The sequence below is a fragment of the Salinicola sp. DM10 genome (genome assembly GCF_017306975.2).
Lineage (GTDB): Bacteria > Pseudomonadota > Gammaproteobacteria > Pseudomonadales > Halomonadaceae > Salinicola.
The window spans coordinates 291,489-308,353 of sequence record NZ_JAFLEN020000003.1 but is presented as its reverse complement, the minus strand read 5'-3'; the positions used below and the strand labels follow the sequence as shown (position 1 = coordinate 308,353).

Below are 16,865 nucleotides of genomic sequence, written 5' to 3'. Positions count from 1 at the left end.
CCTAGACGGACAGCGAGTGAAGAGGAAAGCACGCATGCGACGACTGACAGGCTACCTCGACACCACGGCAATGGCCCCCATGAGCGGGTGCGGGAGGGGCAGATGATCCGTTATGAAGACAAGCCGGTGGTACTGGTGCTGGCGGGGCACGATCCCAGCGGCGGCGCCGGGCTGGTGGCGGATGCCGAGGCGGTGCGCGGCTGCGGCGGCTGGCCGGTCACCATCCCCACCGCGATGACCGTGCAGTCGACCCGCGACGTGCATGCGGTCGAGCCGTGCAGCGGCGACTTCATCCGCCGCGCCGCCCGCGCGCTGTTCGAGGATTTTCGCATCGCCGCGATCAAGGTGGGTCTGATCCCCGACGCCGAGGTACTGGCGGCGATCATCGATGTGGCGCGCATGCGCCCGGGCATTCCACTGATCGTCGACCCGGTGATCGCCAGCGGCAGTGGTTCTGAGTTATCCACACCCGGTCTGGCCGCTGACATCCGCAATCGCCTCTTACCCCTTGTGGATATCTTGACCCCCAACCGCCGCGAGCTCTCGCTGCTGGCCACCCAGCCGGCGGCGGACGAGGTCGCCCAGGTGGTCGAGGTGATGTCGCTCGGCTGTGCCGCGGTGCTGGTCACCGGCACCGACCCGCTGGAGGGCGAGCCGACCGCCGGGCATGTGGTGCATACGCTGCATACCCCGGAGCTCAACCGCCAGTGGCAGTGGCCGCGGCTGCCCGCCGACTATCACGGCTCCGGCTGCACCCTGGCCTCGGCGCTGGCTACCCGGCTCGCCGCCGGTGAAGGGCTGGCCGCCGCTTGCGCCCAGGCGCAGCGCTTTACCTGGGATACCCTCGATCACGGTCTGGCGCTGGGCCGGGGGCAGTTTCTGCCCGACCGGGTGTGGCGGGCGCCCGACTTCGATGCCACGCTGGAGTGACGATGCCGACACCACCTGACGGCAGGCCAGGGGCACTGCCCCGAGGGCTCTATGCGATCACCGACAGCCAGCTGCTGGCGGACGACCATACGCTGCTTACGGCCTGCGAACAGGCGCTGGCGGCCGGGGTGGTGCTGCTGCAGTACCGCGACAAGTCGGCGGATGCCGAGCGCCGCTGGCGCCAGGCCACGGCGCTGGCGGCGCTCGGCGAGCGCTTCGGCGTGACGCTGATCGTCAATGACGACCTGGCCCTGGCCGAACGTCTGCAGCAGCGCTGGGGCGAGCGGGTCGGGCTGCATCTGGGCCAGCAGGACACCCCGTTGGCGCTGGCCCGCCAGCGCCTGGGCGATAGCGCGATCATCGGCGCCACCTGCCACGCCTCGCTGACGCTGGCCGCGCAGGCCGCCGATGCCGGCGCCAGCTATCTCGCCTTCGGCCGCTTCTTCGCCTCGCGCACCAAGCCCGAGGCGCCGCCGGCGCCGCTATCCGTGCTCGCCGAGGCCGCCCGTTTCGGCCTGCCGCGGGTGGCGATCGGCGGCATCGAGGCGGCTACCATTGGCGCCGCGCGGGAAGCCGGCGCCGAGCTGCTGGCGGTGGTCAACGCCATTTTCGCCAGCCCCGATATCGCCGCCGCGGTACGCGCGCTGGATGCGCGTCTGGCACCGATTTCTGAATTCCGTAACTGTTGATGGGTAGAAATGACCTCATGACGACCTCCGCCGAACTCTTCGAACGTGCCTGCCGCCATATTCCGGGCGGCGTCAATTCTCCCGTGCGTGCCTTCAAGGGGATGTCACGCGCGCCGATCTTCGTCGAGCGTGCCCAGGGGGCCTATCTGTTCGATGTCGAGGGCAAGCGCTACATCGACTACGTCGGCTCCTGGGGGCCGATGATCACTGGCCACGCCGACCCGGACGTGCTCGGTGCGGTGCGCGAGCGTCTCGACAACGGGCTCTCCTTCGGCACGCCGACCGCGATCGAGACCACCATGGCCGATCTGATCTGCGAGATCATGCCGTCCATCGATATGGTGCGCATGGTCAATTCGGGCACCGAGGCGACCATGTCGGCGATCCGCTTGGCGCGCGGTTTTACCGGGCGTGACAAGATCGTCAAGTTCGAGGGCAACTACCATGGCCACTCCGACTCGCTGCTGGTCAAGGCCGGCTCCGGTGCGCTGACCCACGGCGAGCCGAGTTCGCCCGGGGTACCGGCAGCGCTCGCCGAGCACACCCTGACGCTTCCCTACAACGACATCGAGGCGGTGCACGAGTGTTTCGAGTCGCTGGGCGACGAGATCGCCTGCATCATCGTCGAGCCGGTGGCCGGCAACATGAACCTGATCCCGCCGCGTCCTGGCTTCCTCGAGGCGCTGCGCGAGGTGTGCGATCGCTATGCCAGCGTGCTGATCTTCGATGAGGTGATGACCGGCTTCCGTGTCGCCCTCGGCGGGGCCCAGGCGCACTTCGGCGTGACCCCGGACCTCACCTGCCTGGGCAAGATCGTCGGCGGCGGCATGCCGGTGGGCGCGTTCGGCGGCAAGCGTGAGATCATGAGCCAGATCTCGCCGCTGGGGCCGGTCTACCAGGCGGGTACGTTGTCGGGTAATCCGCTGGCCATGGCGGCGGGCATCGCGCTGCTCGAGAAGGTGCGTCAGCCGGGCTTCCACGAGGCCCTGGCGACCCGCGTCGAGACCCTCTGCGACGGGCTCGAGGCGCGGGCCAGAGAAGCCGGGGTGGGATTGATCACCCAGCGTGCCGGTGGCATGTTCGGGCTCTTCTTCACCGCCCAGCAGCGGGTCGACAACTTCGGCCAGACCATGGCCTGCGACGCCCAGGCGTTCCGCGACTTCTTCGCCCATATGCTGGAGTCAGGCGTCTATCTGGCGCCGTCGGCCTTCGAGGCCGGCTTCATGTCGAGCGCGCATACGCACGACGACATCCAGACCACTTTGCTGGCCAGCGAGCGTGCGTTCGCGGCCATGGCCCGGTGAGCCGACCGCGCCGCCATCGACAGGGAGATCCGGCATGAGCCGAGCGCTGATCCAGGCACTCAAGGAGAGTGACTGCTTCGACCATCCGGTCGGTGCCATCGACGTATTCGAGACCCCCATCTCCTGGGTGGTGCTGACCGGCGATTACGCCTACAAGATCAAGAAGTCGCTGGATTATGGCACCTTCCTCGACTTCTCCAGCCTCGACAAGCGTCGGCGGCTGTGCGAGCAGGAGGTCGAGCTCAACCGGCGTGTGGCGCCGGCGCTCTATCTGGGCTGTGTCGCCATCTCCGGCAGCGAGGAGGCGCCGCGGGTCAACGACGACAGCGCGCCGATCGAGTACGCGGTCAAGATGCGCCAGTTCAGCAACCGCCATCTGCTGAGCTCGCTGCAGGCCAGCGGCGAGCTGTCGCTGGAGCTGCTCGACGATCTGATCGACCAGCTGGTGGCGCTGCACGAGTCGGCGCCCCGCATCGCTGACGACAGCCCCTACGGCTCGCCGGCGCATACCCGGCAGATGCTGGTGGAGGAGTTCGAGCTGATCGAGTCGCTGCTCGATCAGCAAGCGATCGGCCAGACCGAGGACCGCGCCGAGCTCGAGTGCGTCAAGACGCTGACGCTGGAGAGCTTCGCCCGGCTCGAGCCGCTGCTTGCGGCGCGCCGCCATGACGGCTTCATCCGCGAAAGCCATGGTGATATCCATCTCGGCAACGCGGTGCGCTTCGAGGGCAAGGCGATCCTGTTCAACGGCATCGAGTTCAACGAGCGCCTGCGCTGGTGCGATGTCGCCTGCGAGCTGGCGTTTCTGATCATGGATCTGGAGGCGCGCGGCGAGCGCGAGTTCGCCCACCACGCGCTCAACCGCTATCTCGAACTCTCTGGCGACTACCCCGTGGTGCGCCTGCTCGACTTCTACAAGCGCTACCGGGCGCTTTTGCGGGCGCGCATCGAGCTGATCCGCGACCATGACGCCGGGCGCATCGACGATCTGCCAGAGGGGGAGCCGCTAGAGGTGTTCCGGCGCTATCTGGCGATGGCTCGGGAGTACAGCGAATTTCGCTTTCCCTATCTGATCCTCGCCGTGGGCGTGTCGGGCAGCGGCAAGAGCCGCTTCACCGAGGAGATCGTGCGCCGTCTGGGCGGGGTACGCATCCGCTCCGACGTCGAGCGCAAGCGCCTGTTCGACTTCAGCGCGCTGCCCGCAGACGCCGACGAAGTCTATGGCGAGGCCGCCACGGCGCAGACCTACCAGCGCCTGGCCGAGCTGGCTGGCAGCGTACTGGAGGCGGGGCTACCGGCGTGCATCGACGCCACCTGCCTGCTTCGCGAACAGCGCAAGCTGCTGCGCTTCGAGGCCGAGCGCCGCGGGCTGCCGGTGTTGATGGTGAGCTTCGAGGCCGATCACGCCACCCTGCGCGCGCGCATCGTCAAGCGCGCCCGTCGTAGCGGCGAGCCATCCGAAACCAGCCTGGCAATCCTCGACCGCCAGCTCGAGCGCTTCGAGCCGTTCGCCGACGATGAGGCTAGCTACCTGGTGCATCTGGACACCACGGCAGCCGACGCCAACCTGACCCTGGCCTCGCTGATTCAGGAACGCATGCGGCTCAATTGAACCCGAAAGAGCGAAGTCCGCCGGGGCGTGGCAGTTGCCACGTCCCGGCGTTTCGTGCGGGTGTATCGGGAGGTCAGCGCCGTCCGTTGGCGTAGCGCGAGGCCATCACCGGAATCGTGCCCAGGTTCTGGCGCGCCCAGTTGGTGGCCTGGATACGGTTGTGGACGTTGATCTTGCGGAACAGATTGTAGAGATGCGACTTCACCGTGTGCTCGCTGACGAAGAGCTTTTCGGCGATCTCGGTATTGCTGGCGCCGGAGACCAGCAGTGTCACGATTTCGAGTTCGCGTCGGGTCAGCCCGCAGACCGGGCGATAGGTATTGACCTGCTGACGGCGGTAAAAGTCGATCAGCATCGCCGAGAGCGGGCGTGAAATCCACAGCTCGCCCTCGAGAAGTTTGACAATACCTTTACAGATCAGCTCGAGATTGTCCTGCCGATAAAACACCCCGCGCAGGTGGATGCCGATCAGCAGCTCCATGACCTGCTTGTTATCGCGCACGTTGAAGGCCGACAGCACGATGGCCTTGTTCTCTTCGGCACGGGTGTTCCACACCAGCAGATCCTTCTCGTTGACGTGGTCGCCATCGAGCAGCACCAGGGCGCGCCTGCCCTCTGTCATCAGGAAACGCTCCTGAGGGTTGAGCGCAGAGACCCTGCAGCCGGTCTTTTGGTGGATATAGTCTAGGAATAGAACGGACTGTGAGTTACAGTCAGTTACAAGTACGATGTCTGTGGTGTCAGCGTTCATGGTCTGATCCCTTGTATCGGGTTTCTAATTAGTCTTCTACAGGTTTAGTTGTGATCCGTGGGCAATAGGCTCATGGCCGGTCTCTTAGTACCGGACCACAATAGTGTTAATAAAACCTTTGCCTTGTAAATATAGGGCATTGAGGTTTTCGAACCGTGACACCCTGGTATTTTTTAAGAAATTCTTAATTTTTTTAAAAAATCAATAAATACAATGGCTTGTAGGTGTTTTTTGGCAGGTATTGGAGAATTTACTGTTCGCTGGTGGAGAAAAAACAGCCGAGTTTGCTGTCGGCAAAATGAGGGTGTGCACGCCAATCGATGAGCTTTCTCATCATCCCCAGGTAACCCGCTCGGCGCCGGGTGGGGACGTGCTCATACGGCCCCTCTCCAACGCTATACCCGCTTCCGTGCGGCCCGTAGAATGGGGCTTTTGGCAGGAAGACGCGCATGACCGCCACCCCACAAGATCTCGTTGTCGCCAGCGGTAACCCGGGAAAACTGGCCGAGTTTCAACAGCTTCTCGGGCCGTTGGGGTTTCGTGTCCGGGCCCAGGCCGAGTTCGGCGTCGATGACGTCGAGGAGACCGGCCTGACCTTCGTCGAAAATGCCCTGCTCAAGGCGCGCGCTGCGGCCCGCGCCAGCGGCGGCCCGGCCCTGGCGGACGACTCCGGCCTGGCAGTGGATGCGCTGGGCGGCGCCCCGGGTATCTACTCCGCGCGCTACGCCGGGGAGCCCAAGAGCGACCGCGCCAACAACGACAAGCTGTTGGCCGCGCTGCGCGAAGTGCCCGAGGGACAGCGCGGGGCGCGCTACTGGTGCGTACTGGTCTACCTGCGCCACGCCGACGACCCGGTGCCGATCATCGTCCAGCAGGATTGGCCGGGAGATATTCTCGCCTACCCGCGGGGCGAGGGCGGTTTCGGCTATGACCCGCTGTTCTGGGTGCCGGAGTGCGGTGCGAGCGTCGCCGAGCTGAGCGCCGAGGAGAAAAACCGCCTGAGTCACCGCGGCCGCGCCCTACAGGCGCTGATCGCGCGGCTGAAGACGTGAATTTGGATTTCTGTGATGCGGCGGCGCCCGGCGGGCTGCCGCCGCTGGCGCTCTATATCCACGTGCCCTGGTGCGTGCGCAAGTGCCCCTACTGCGATTTCAACTCGCACGGGGTCGGCTACGGCGCTGCCCTGCCGGAAGCGGCCTATGTGGCTGCGCTGCTCGAGGATCTCGACGCCGACCTGGCGTGGGTGCAGGGGCGCGAGATCGTCAGCATCTTCATCGGTGGCGGTACCCCCAGCCTGTTTTCCCCCGAGGCCTACCAGCAGCTGTTCGCCGGGCTGCGCCAGCGGCTGGTTTTTGCCGCGGATATCGAGATCACCCTCGAGGCCAACCCCGGGACCACCGAGCACGGGCGTTTCGCCGGCTACCGCGATGCGGGAATCAATCGCCTGTCGCTGGGTGTGCAGAGCTTCCAGCCCGCGCAGTTGACCGCACTCGGGCGCATCCATAGCGGCGATGAGGCGGTACAGGCGATGCAGCTGGCGCGCGACGCCGGGTTCGACAACGTCAATCTCGATCTGATGCACGGGCTGCCGGGGCAGGACACCGCGCTGGCGCTGGCCGACATCGAGCAGGCGCTGGCGCTGGGGCCGACGCATCTCTCCTGGTATCAGCTGACCCTGGAGCCGAATACCGAATTCTTCTCGCAGCCGCCGCCGCTGCCCGACGAGGAGCGGCTGTGGGACATCCAGGATGCTGGCCATGCGCTGCTCGAGGCGGCCGGCTTCTCGCGCTACGAGATCTCCGCCTATGCGCGGCCCGGGCGCGCAGCACGGCACAATCTCAACTACTGGCGCTTTGGCGACTATCTGGGGATCGGCGCCGGCGCCCACGCCAAGCTGAGCCGGCCTGATGGTCATGGCGGGCTGCAGATCGAGCGACGCTGGAAGACGCGTCAGCCACAGGCCTATCTGCGCCGAGCCAACGACCCGCGCGGCTTCGTCGCCGGCGGGCGTACGGTCGATGAGGAGACGCTGCCGCTGGAGTTTCTGATGAACGCGCTGCGGCTGACGCAAGGTGTCGATCTCGCCGACTGGCAAAACCATACCGGGCGCGCGCTGTCTGAGTTGACGCCGCGTCTCGCCGTAGCGCGGCAGCGAGGCCTGCTGGTGGACTCGCCGTCGCGGCTGCAGGCGACGCCGCAAGGACTGTTATTCTTGAATGATCTGCTGGCACTGCTCGACGAGGCGTGACCCCTCGCGAGCCGTGTCACGGCATAACGTCGTCGTCGGTTCGATCCGGCGACACAGGGCAAGGAGCGATTCGCGCATGAAAACGATGATGAACAAGACCTGGTGGCTGGCCGTACCGCTCGCCGTGGCCGTGGGTGTCAGCGGCTGTGCCAGTAACGACGGCTATCAGCAGCAATCTTCCCAGCAGGAGAGCGGCAACACCAACACCTGGGGCGGCGCGGGTATTGGTGCCGTAGCTGGGGCGGTGGCTGGGGCTCTTACGGGTCACGGTGGCAGCAGTACTCGCGACCGTGCGCTGATCGGTGCCGCTGCCGGTGCCGCGATCGGTGGCGGCGTCGGCGCTTACATGGACTCCCAGGAGAAAGAGCTGCGCAATCGCCTCGACGGCACCGGTATTGGGGTCGAGCGTAACGGCAACAACCTGATCCTCAACATGCCCAGCAGTGTCACCTTCGGCTTCGATTCGAGCGAGCTGCAGACGCCGGCGCGTCAGGCGCTCAACGACGTCAACGCGGTGCTGCGTGCTTATCCGGACACGCGCATCGGTGTTGCCGGCTATACCGACAGCACCGGCGCCGAGAGCTATAACCAGAAGCTCTCCGAGCGCCGCGCCCAGGCGGTGGCGAGCTACCTCGAACAGGGCGGCGTCGAGTCCGGGCGCATCAGCGCGGTGGGCTATGGCGAGAGCCATCCGGTGGCGAGCAACGACACCGATGCCGGGCGGGCTCAGAACCGTCGCGTCGAGATCACGCTGACGCCGACGCAACAGTCCTGATCACGTATTGATTGGTGGGATGACGCGGCCTCTCGGGGCCGCGTTTCACGTTCGCGCGTTTCACGGCTGAACGCTTCATCAGCAGACATTACATTTCCAGGCGCTTCACCGCGAAGCGTCTCACTGCGAGGGGTAGCCGCCGATGCTGGCCTATCAGCACGCCTATCATGCCGGCAACTTCGCCGATGTACACAAGCACCTGGGGCTCTTCCACCTGCTCGAGGCGCTGACGCGCAAGTCCTCTGCGATCAGTTTCGTCGACACCCATGCCGGGCGCGGGCTCTATCCGCTGGCAGCGACGGAGACGCAGAAGCTCGCCGAGTATCGCGAGGGTGTCGAGCGGCTGTGGCGGCGGCGCCAGGCGCTGGCCGCCGAGCCTGCCCTGGGCGCCTGGCTGGCGCGGCTGGCCACGCTGCAGGCCGGCCCGGTGCTGGAGTGCTATCCGGGCTCGCCGTGGTGGCTCGGCGACGCGCTGCGCCCGCAGGATCGGCTGACGCTGTATGAGCTGCACCCCGGTGAGCATCAGCACCTCGACGCGCAGGCGCCGATCCATGCCAATGCCCAGCGGCTGCATGCCGACGGTCTCAAGGGGCTGTGTCAGCGGCTGCCGGTACCCACGCCGCGGCTGTGCGCGCTGATCGACCCCAGTTACGAGCGCAAGGAGGAGTACCGCGAGGTGGTCGACACGCTCGTCCAGGTGGTGCGCAAGGTGCGCCACGCGGTGGTCATGATTTGGTATCCGCTGTTGCCGGCCGGGCGTCACCTGACGCTTCTGGAGGGGCTGCGCGAGGCGCGCATTCCCAAGCTGTGGCGCAGCGAGATCACCCTGCGCGAGGCCAATGCCGAGCGCGGTATGTACGGCAGCGGGCTGGTACTGCTCAACCCGCCGTGGCAGCTCGATCAGACCCTGGACAACGCCTTCGCCACGCTGGCACCGCTGCTCGCCGAGCGGGCGGTGCATCATGGGGAGTGGTGGACCGCAGAGCGCTAGGCCCTGTACGAAAACTGGCTGCGCTCGGTAATACGGCGTTAAAAATCGGCTCAAAATGCTCATTTACACTTCGTAAACTCCGCTTTTTCGTCGATTTTTGCCTTGTCTTGCCTTCGCTCGCCGACTTTTCGTACAGATCCTAAAACACCAGGCCCGCCAATCGGCGGGCTCGGCAAGATGGCAGTGCTTAAGCGCTGGCGCTGGGTTCGCTGTCATCCTTGATCGCGGCGATGAACTCGTCGCCCCAGCGCCGGATATCGTTGTACTCGACGATATCGTTGAGCTGGCGCAGGCGTGCCTGGGCCTCGGCGCGGGGCAGGTTGAGCCCCAGATAGCAGGTGCGTGCCAGATCGTGCAGGTCGTGGGGGTTGGTCAGGATCGCGCCCTTGAGCTCCGCCGCGGCGCCGGTGAACTCCGACAGCACCAGTACGCCGCAGCCCTGGGTCAGCCCCTGGGTGGCGACGAACTCCTTGGCCACCAGATTGAGCCCGTCGCGCAGCGGGGTGATCCACATCACGTCGGCCATGGCGTACCACGCCATCAGCTCCTCGAACGGGAAGCCGCGGAAGTAGAACTGCACTGGGGTCCAGCCGACATCGGCGAAGCGGCCGTTGATATGGCCGATGGTCTGCTCGATCTGGGTCTGCAGCTCGTCATAGATGGTCATCTCGCGCGCCGCCGGCACGCAGATGCTGACCAGCGTGACCTTGCCGCGCAGCTCGGGGTTCTCGTCGAGCAGCAGTTCGTAGGCCTTGAGCTTCTCGAGGACCCCCTTGGTGTAGTCGAGGCGTTCGACCGAGAGGATCAGCTTCATGCCCTCGAATTCGTCGCGCAGTTCGGCCATGCGCGCCTCGGCGCCGTCGTGTTCCAGCGCGTTGCGGATACGCCCGATATCCAGACCCACTGGATGCGCGCCCAGCCTGACCACGCGTGAGCCGGTGTCGATCGCCGTGGTCATGGTCTCCAGCCCCACCGCGCAGCCGTAGGTGAGGAAACGCGGGGCGCAATTCTGGCGTGACAGGGTGGTCAGCGGCACCACGCCGCGGGCGACATCGACGAAGTTCTCCACCTGGCGCGGAATGTGGAAGGCGACGTAGTCGCACTGCAGCAGGCTGCCGACGATCTCGCGTCGCCACGGCAGTACGTTGAAGACGTCCGCGGAGGGGAAGTAGGTGTGGTGGAAGAAGGCGATGCGCAGGTCCGGGCGCAGCTCGCGCAGATAGGCCGGCACCAACCACAGGTTGTAGTCGTGGATCCAGACCAGCGCGCCCTCGGCGGCCTCCTCGGCGGTGCGCTCGGCAAAGGCGCGGTTGACTTCGCAGTAGGTGTCCCAGTCCTCCTCGCGGAAGCGGGCACGCTCCCAGAAGGTGTGCAGCGTGGGCCAGAACGCCTCCTTGGAGAAGCGCTTGTAGAAGATGTCCACCTGCGCCTTGGTCAGTGCCACGCGGGCCGCGGTGAGCAGCGGATACTGCTTGGCGTCGACGCTGGTATGGGTGACGAAGTCCTCGGGCTCCTCGTCGCCTTCGTAGATCGACCAGGCGATCCACGAGCCGCGCTGGTTGGCGAAAAAGCTCTGCAGCGTCGGGATGATGCCGTTGGGCGAGGTCGGGCGGCGGCGGCGGATCTTGCCGTCGACGCGATACTCTTCATAGGGCAGACGGTGGTAGACCATCACCAGCTCGGCCTTGCCGGCATGGGGGATGTCGCGGCGATTCTCCGCCGCCAGCCCGCGCGCGCCCAGGAAGCCGAAGTGCGCGAAGGCTTCGATGATGCCGCCGCAGCCGATAGCGCTGGCGTGCATCACCTTGGGCAGTTGGCGGGTGCGCTCGAGCAGTTCGGGCTCGGCGTCGCCCACGCACACCGCCTTGAAGCCGGCGCTCAGCATCGCCAGGTCGTTCATGGTGTCGCCGGCCACCAGCACTTCGTCGTGGGCGATGCCCAGCCATTCGACCAGCTTCTGCAGGCTGGAGCCCTTGTTGACGCCCTGTGGCAGGAAGTCGAGATAGCGTCCGGCGGAGTAGAGCATCTCGCAGCCGAGCTCGTCGGCCAGCGCGGCGAGCTCAGGGCTCTCGGCCTGCTCCGGCGCGCAGTAGTAGGAGCAGCGCCGGATCTGCGGCTCGTCCTGGCGCACGATCTCGGGGAAGCGGGTCATGGCGCTGGCGATGCGCGACTCACCCGGCCAGCACGCGTCGATAGGGTTCTGCAGCGCCTGGATCGGCTGCAGGGTATCGCCGTGATAGAGGCTGGCACCGACGTCGGCGACGATATAGTCGGGCTGCGGCAGCGTGGGGTCGGAGAGCAGCGGCAGGATCGCCTCGAGGCTGCGCCCGCTGACGTAGGCCAACTGGATGTCCGGATGCGCGGCGATGGTCTGGTAGAGGCTCAGGCGGTCCTCCGGGGCGCCACCGAGAAAGGTACCGTCGAGATCGGTCGCGAGTAGCATGTTCTTCTCCTGCCCGGCATGGCCGGGGTGTGGTTCCCTGCAACGTCGGCCGGGGTGCGCCTCAGGCCTTTGCGGCCGTGTCGACGATCCGCCGGCGTTCGTGCTCTGCGTAAAAACTGGGGTCGGCGAATAGATCCTGCTGCACGTCGTCGTACATCATCTCCAGCGCCTGGCTGCTGGTCGGTGTCATCGGCTCGAAATGTGCGCTGTCGCCGCTGACCAGGGTCGAGACGCGGCGGCGGCGATAGAGCGCGTAGAGCCCCAGCAGGGCCAGCACGCCGGCGATATAGAGTGGCAGCCCCTGGTTGCCGAACAGGCTCATCACGGCGCCGGCGAGAATCGGCGCCAGGGCGCTACCGGCGCCCTGAACCACCAGCATGTCGGCCGAGCCTGAGACGATCTCATCGGGGTTCAACTGATCGATCAACTGCGCCACCGCCAGGGGATAGAGGGAAAATGCCAAACCGCCCCAGATAAAGAATAGACCCAATAGCGCCCTGGGGTCAGGCACCAGAGGCATCACCGCGGCGCACAGGGCGGCGAGCAGGACGACCCAGGTCATCACCCGAGCGCGATCGTGGCGGTCGGAGAAGCGCCCGATGGGAATCTGCAACAGCGCGCCACCCAGAATCGCCGCGCTCATCACCAGGCCGACACCACCGACATCGAAGCCCTGGGCGCGGGCGTAAACCGGCGTCAGCGCCCAGAATGCACCCATCGCCAGCCCCGAGAGCGCGGCGGCGGCCACCGACAGCGGGGCGAAGCCGAGCAGCGCCTTGAGCCGGCTCTTGGGGCGTGCCGTGATCACCGGCTGGCTGCGCTTGGTCATGGTGATCGGCAGCAGGGCCCAGCAGATGAAGATGGTGGTCATCAGGAACAGCAGATGGCCCTCGGGGGTATCCAGCCGCAACATCTGCTGGGCCAGCGTCAGAGCGCCGAGGTTGATCACCATGTAGAGGGCGAAGACACGGCCGCGCTCGTGGCTGGCGGCCTGGGCGTTGAGCCAGCTCTCGATCACGGTCATCACGGTGATGAAGCTGAGCCCGTAGAGCACACGCAGCGCGAGCCAGACCCAGGGGTCGATGAAGATCAGGTGCAGCAGGGCGGTCGAGGCGCACAGGCTGGCGCAGAAGGCGAAGGTGCGGATATGGCCCATGCGCCGGATCAGGCGCCCGCTGACCCAGGTGCCGCAGACGAAGCCGACGAAGTAGCCGGACATGATCAGACCGATCAGCGCGGTCGGGAACCCTTCGCTGGCGCCGCGCAGGGTCAGCAGGGTGTTGATCAGACCGTTGCCCAGCAGCAGCAGGGCGACACTGCCGAGCAGGGCACGGAGCGGGCGAAGCAGCGACCACATGGCATCTCTCCCGAGGAAGGCTCTGTCTCTACCATGCAGTAAGCGTGCCGTTCGGGCCGTGGGCCGCTTAAAGACGCCTATCGATAATGCGGTGTTATCGGAAAAGGGGAATGTCGGAGTGAGAAGTTATCATCATCCTGCACCTCAAGAGCAATATTTTGCACCTCGATGGTGCGCAGTCCGGGCTTGGGCATCCGTGGCGAGCTCAGATATAGAGCATGCCCTCACCGACGATAAGCGCCTCGCCGCCGATCTGGATCGTCTGCTGGCCCGCTTCGGTGCAGGTCACGCGGCCGTGGATATGGCTCGGTCGTCCCATCTCCACCCCCTGGACGATCTGCCAGTTGCGCGTTCGGGTGCCCGACTGGCATGAAAGATAGCCGATCAGCGGTGCGGCGGCGCTGCCGGTGGCGGGGTCTTCGTAGAGACTCGCATCTCCCGTGAACATCCGCGTGCGCAGCCGCTGCGGCGTGTCGCGCACATAGAGGTAGAGACTGCGCTCGGAGGCAGCGGGCAGGGCATGGGCGAGGGCGCTGCTGTCGATACGCACCGCAGCCAGCGCATCGAGATCGGCGAGTTCGATCAACTGATAGGGAACCCCGCAGGAGGCGCTGAGCGGCCGGGCAACGATCCGCTCGCGGGAGAGCCCCACGATCTCTGCTGCCTGCTCGATCGACAGTGAGTCTTCACTGACTTCGAGCGACTGCGCCGTGGTCAGCCACGCCTGAGTGCCGGCGAAGTGGATCGGCACGTCGCCCACGCCCTCCGCGAGGATCAGTGGCGTGTCCGTGTCGTGCCAGCCCAGTGCCTGCGCTAGCCAGGCGGTGCCCACACTCGGATGCCCGGCGAAGGGCAGTTCGCCACTGGGGGTAAAGATACGCAGACTGAGACGTCCGGGCCGGCGCGCGGTGATGAACACACTCTCGGAAAGGTTCAGTTCCCGAGCCAACTGCGCCATCTGCGCGTCCGTCAGCGCGGCGGCGTCAGGAAACACGGCCAGCGGATTGCCCGCGAAGGGCGTGGCGGTGAAGACATCCAGCAGCACGTAGCGATAGCCACGGCGTCCACGAGCTTGGCTAGCCGGCAAAAGAGAACCCTTCTCTGGCGTGTTATCGGTCGATAGTGTGTACTCACTCATCGCTTCATTCTCCGGCTGGCTGGGCTATCTCCATGGTCGACTCAGCGCCAGAACGGGCGATGGGTCTCCCGATATACCTGACTAGGCAACAGACCGATATCCTGCAACTGGTGCGCATCGAGCTCGGCCAACTGGCGGCGGGTGCGCCGACGCTGCCATACGTTGGGCGAGTCATACCGCAGCGATCGGCGGCGTTGGCGTATGTCGCCCCACAGGATACCGTCCACGGTATTCAGCGTGGTGACGAACAGATGCAAGGGTATGAAGCGCATGGCGGAGGCTCCCGGGGTCGATGAGGGAGCGTCCAGCTTAGGCAGCCGCCGGGGTGCCACACAGAGGCAGAAAACGACTATCTCCGGAACACAGACAGGCGCTTTTCCGCGCTGTATGCCTGTTTTGTGCGCGATCTGTCACGTGAAGCACCCGGCGCTAGCATACACAATGATCGGCGTGACACCCGAGGCGATGTGAGGAGGGGAGGATGCACCGTTACGAGCGGCTGGCCGATCATTTGCGCGAGCGTATCCAGGCCGGCTTCTATCAGGTCCACGAGCGCCTGCCCTCGGTGCGTGCGCTGGCGCAGGCGCACGGGGTCAGTCTTTCCACCGTGCAGCACGCCTACCATCAGCTGGAAGACGCTCAACTGATCGAGGCGCGGCCCAAGTCGGGCTACTTCGTCTCGCCGCGGCGCGAGCGCCTGCCCGCGCCGCCGGTCGCGCGTACCGCCCAGCGTCCGGTGGAGGTGTCCCAGTGGGAGCATGTGCGCGAGGGCACCTGCGTGCTGCCGGACGCCAGCATGCACAACCTGGGCCGCGGCATGCCGGATATCGATGCGCCGACGCTCAAGCCGCTGCTGCGTGCGCTGGCCCGGGTCAGCCGGCGCCAGGATCTGATCGGACTCAACTACGACACCCTGCACGGGCGCCCCGAGCTGCGCGAGCAGATCGCCCGGCTAGCGGTGGGCCAGGGCTGCCGGCTGCATCCCGATGACATTGTGGTCACCACCGGCTGCCACGAGGCAATCTCGATCGCCATGCGCGCAGTGTGCGAGCCCGGCGGCATCATCGCGGTGGACTCCCCCAGCTTCTACGGCGCGCTGCAGTCGATCCGTGCTTACGGCATGAAGGCGATGGAGATTCCCACCGACCCCGAGACCGGCATCAGCCTGGAGGCGCTGGAGCTGGCCCTGGAGCAGTGGCCGATTCGCGCCATCCAGCTCACCCCGACCTGCAACAACCCGCTCGGCTATACCCTCTCGGAGGCGCGCAAGCGCTCGCTCTACGCGCTGGCCCGGCGCTTCGACGTGGCGATCATCGAAGACGACGTCTATGGCGATCTCAGCTACGGCTTTCCGCGCCCGCCGACGATCAAGTCGTTCGACGAGGATGGCCGGGTGCTGCTGTGCAGCTCGTTCTCCAAGACCCTGGCGCCGGGGCTGCGCATCGGTTGGATCGCCCCGGGCCGCTATCACGAGCGCGCCCTGCACATGAAGTACGTCGGTACCGGCTCCACCGCGACCCAGGGGCAGATGGCGGTGGCCGAGTTCATCCGCGAGGGGCACCACGAGCCGCACCTGCGGCGGATGCGGGCCCAGTATCAGGGCAACCGCGACCGCATGCTCGATGTGATCGCCCGCGCCTTCCCCGTCTCGACCCGGGTCAGCTATCCGGCTGGGGGCTTCATGCTCTGGCTCGAGTGCGCTGAGGGCATCGACAGCGTCGCGCTCAATCAGCGCCTGATGGCAGAGGGCATCCGCATCGCCCCCGGAGTGGTGTTCTCCGCCACCGGCAAGTACCGCCACTGCCTGCGCTTGAACCACGCCGTGTTCGATGACGATATTGCCCATGCGGTGAGGCGCGTTGGGCAGCGTGTGACGGAGTTGCTGACCCAGGGGGCTGGCGTCGCGCGGCCGGAGACGGCTTGATCCACCGCCCTCGACCAGGCCGCTCGGTTGCCGCGCCCGATCTTGGCGCTCAGTCGATCAGGCGAGTCACTTCGGCGGCGATCGCTTCGCCCAGCAGACGCTGCTGATCGGGTTCGAAGTGCACGCCGTCGACTTCACTGACCTGGATCAGGGTGCCGGCGTCGACGAAGCCGACCCCCGCCTCCCGCGCCATCTTGCGGTAGCGGCTCGCCAGCTGGCGCGACTTGCGCTCGCCGCCGGCGAAGATGCCGGCCAGGGGGCCGATTTCACGGATCGGCGCCGGCGCGATCAGCAGCACCTTGGGGGCAGCCACGCCGAACTGAGCGCTGACGGCGTCGATCTCCCACAGCAGCCGCTGCATGCTCAGGGCAATATCGTCGGGGGTGACGGAGAAACGCGCCTTGAGATCGTTGGTGCCCAGCATCAGCGTCATCACATCCAGCGGCAGCTGGCTGAGCAGACACGGGCGCAGATAGCGCAGGCCGTTGAGGTGCACCCCTTCGATGGGGTCGTCGTGCAGCGTGGTGCGTGCCGGTAGCCCCTCCTCGATCACCCGCCACTCGCTGCCGAGGGCCGCGGCCATCACTCCGGTCCAGCGCGTCTCGAAGGGATAGCGTGAAAGCGGCCCCAGCGCCCTGACCGGCTCGGTACCGTGGGTGTTGGAGTCGCCGTAGCAGAGCAGGGTACGCGTGGTCATCGTGGA

The 16,865-nt window shown here is 66.1% G+C and carries 15 protein-coding genes; 9 read left to right on the top strand and 6 right to left on the bottom strand.

All coding sequences use genetic code 11. The annotated features are described in order from the left end of the window. Positions 1-105: 105 nt before the first annotated feature. From J0A90_RS12980 to J0A90_RS12965, 4 genes are read left to right on the top strand one after another with little or no spacing between them, the layout of a single operon-like run. The gene (locus J0A90_RS12980; protein WP_370635791.1) at positions 106-930 is read left to right on the top strand and encodes a hydroxymethylpyrimidine/phosphomethylpyrimidine kinase; all 825 of its coding nucleotides are present in this window, start codon (positions 106-108) and stop codon (positions 928-930) included. Positions 931-932: 2 nt separating this feature from the next. Continuing rightward, positions 933-1,619, top strand: a complete 687-nt coding sequence (gene thiE, locus J0A90_RS12975) for a thiamine phosphate synthase (RefSeq protein WP_207036542.1) — start codon at positions 933-935, stop codon at positions 1,617-1,619. Positions 1,620-1,636: 17 nt separating this feature from the next. Then, positions 1,637-2,923 carry a glutamate-1-semialdehyde 2,1-aminomutase gene (hemL, locus tag J0A90_RS12970; protein WP_233076760.1) on the top strand — a complete coding sequence of 429 codons (1,287 nt, stop codon included), beginning with the start codon at positions 1,637-1,639 and terminating at the stop codon, positions 2,921-2,923. Positions 2,924-2,957: 34 nt separating this feature from the next. Continuing rightward, positions 2,958-4,535, top strand: a complete 1,578-nt coding sequence (locus tag J0A90_RS12965) for a bifunctional aminoglycoside phosphotransferase/ATP-binding protein (RefSeq protein WP_207036538.1) — start codon at positions 2,958-2,960, stop codon at positions 4,533-4,535. 73 nt (positions 4,536-4,608) lie between these two features. Here the strand turns inward: J0A90_RS12965 and J0A90_RS12960 are convergent, their stop codons facing one another. Then, entirely contained in the window at positions 4,609-5,286 is a 678-nt protein-coding gene (locus J0A90_RS12960) for a LuxR C-terminal-related transcriptional regulator (protein ID WP_207036537.1), read from the bottom strand. A 449-nt stretch (positions 5,287-5,735) separates the two neighbouring features. On the opposite strand from J0A90_RS12960, the gene rdgB reads away from it, so the two are divergent. The 4 genes from rdgB to J0A90_RS12940 all read left to right on the top strand — a co-directional run bounded on the left by rdgB (position 5,736) and on the right by J0A90_RS12940 (position 9,300). Then, positions 5,736-6,338 carry an RdgB/HAM1 family non-canonical purine NTP pyrophosphatase gene (rdgB, locus tag J0A90_RS12955; protein ID WP_207036536.1) on the top strand — a complete coding sequence of 201 codons (603 nt, stop codon included), beginning with the start codon at positions 5,736-5,738 and terminating at the stop codon, positions 6,336-6,338. A 2-nt stretch (positions 6,339-6,340) separates the two neighbouring features. Further along, complete coding sequence (gene hemW / locus J0A90_RS12950) at positions 6,341-7,534, top strand: radical SAM family heme chaperone HemW (RefSeq protein WP_233076759.1); 1,194 nt, start codon at positions 6,341-6,343, stop codon at positions 7,532-7,534. A gap of 76 nt (positions 7,535-7,610) precedes the next feature. Continuing rightward, entirely contained in the window at positions 7,611-8,309 is a 699-nt protein-coding gene (locus J0A90_RS12945; RefSeq protein WP_233076758.1) for an OmpA family protein, read from the top strand. A 142-nt stretch (positions 8,310-8,451) separates the two neighbouring features. After that, positions 8,452-9,300: a 23S rRNA (adenine(2030)-N(6))-methyltransferase RlmJ gene (locus J0A90_RS12940; RefSeq protein WP_207036535.1), complete on the top strand. Its 849-nt coding sequence runs from the start codon at positions 8,452-8,454 to the stop codon at positions 9,298-9,300. A gap of 187 nt (positions 9,301-9,487) precedes the next feature. Here J0A90_RS12940 and ggpS read toward each other — a convergent pair whose 3' ends face one another. From ggpS to J0A90_RS12920, 4 genes are all read right to left on the bottom strand, one after another. Then, positions 9,488-11,743 (bottom strand): glucosylglycerol-phosphate synthase, encoded by a 2,256-nt coding sequence (gene ggpS / locus J0A90_RS12935; RefSeq protein WP_207036534.1) that lies wholly within the window; start codon positions 11,741-11,743, stop codon positions 9,488-9,490. Positions 11,744-11,804: 61 nt separating this feature from the next. Continuing rightward, positions 11,805-13,100, bottom strand: coding sequence for an MFS transporter (locus J0A90_RS12930; RefSeq protein ID WP_207036533.1), 1,296 nt, complete (start codon positions 13,098-13,100; stop codon positions 11,805-11,807). 205 nt (positions 13,101-13,305) lie between these two features. Then, entirely contained in the window at positions 13,306-14,238 is a 933-nt protein-coding gene (locus tag J0A90_RS12925; RefSeq protein ID WP_207036532.1) for a PhzF family phenazine biosynthesis protein, read from the bottom strand. 41 nt (positions 14,239-14,279) lie between these two features. After that, on the bottom strand, positions 14,280-14,510 hold the full coding sequence (locus J0A90_RS12920; RefSeq protein ID WP_233076757.1) for a DUF1127 domain-containing protein: 231 nt from the start codon (positions 14,508-14,510) through the stop codon (positions 14,280-14,282). Between the two features lie 209 nt (positions 14,511-14,719). Between J0A90_RS12920 and J0A90_RS12915 the strand changes: the two genes are divergently transcribed. After that, positions 14,720-16,162 (top strand): PLP-dependent aminotransferase family protein, encoded by a 1,443-nt coding sequence (locus J0A90_RS12915; RefSeq protein WP_207036531.1) that lies wholly within the window; start codon positions 14,720-14,722, stop codon positions 16,160-16,162. A gap of 49 nt (positions 16,163-16,211) precedes the next feature. Here the strand turns inward: J0A90_RS12915 and J0A90_RS12910 are convergent, their stop codons facing one another. Beyond that, positions 16,212-16,859: an SGNH/GDSL hydrolase family protein gene (locus J0A90_RS12910; RefSeq protein ID WP_035473550.1), complete on the bottom strand. Its 648-nt coding sequence runs from the start codon at positions 16,857-16,859 to the stop codon at positions 16,212-16,214. Positions 16,860-16,865: the final 6 nt, after the last annotated feature.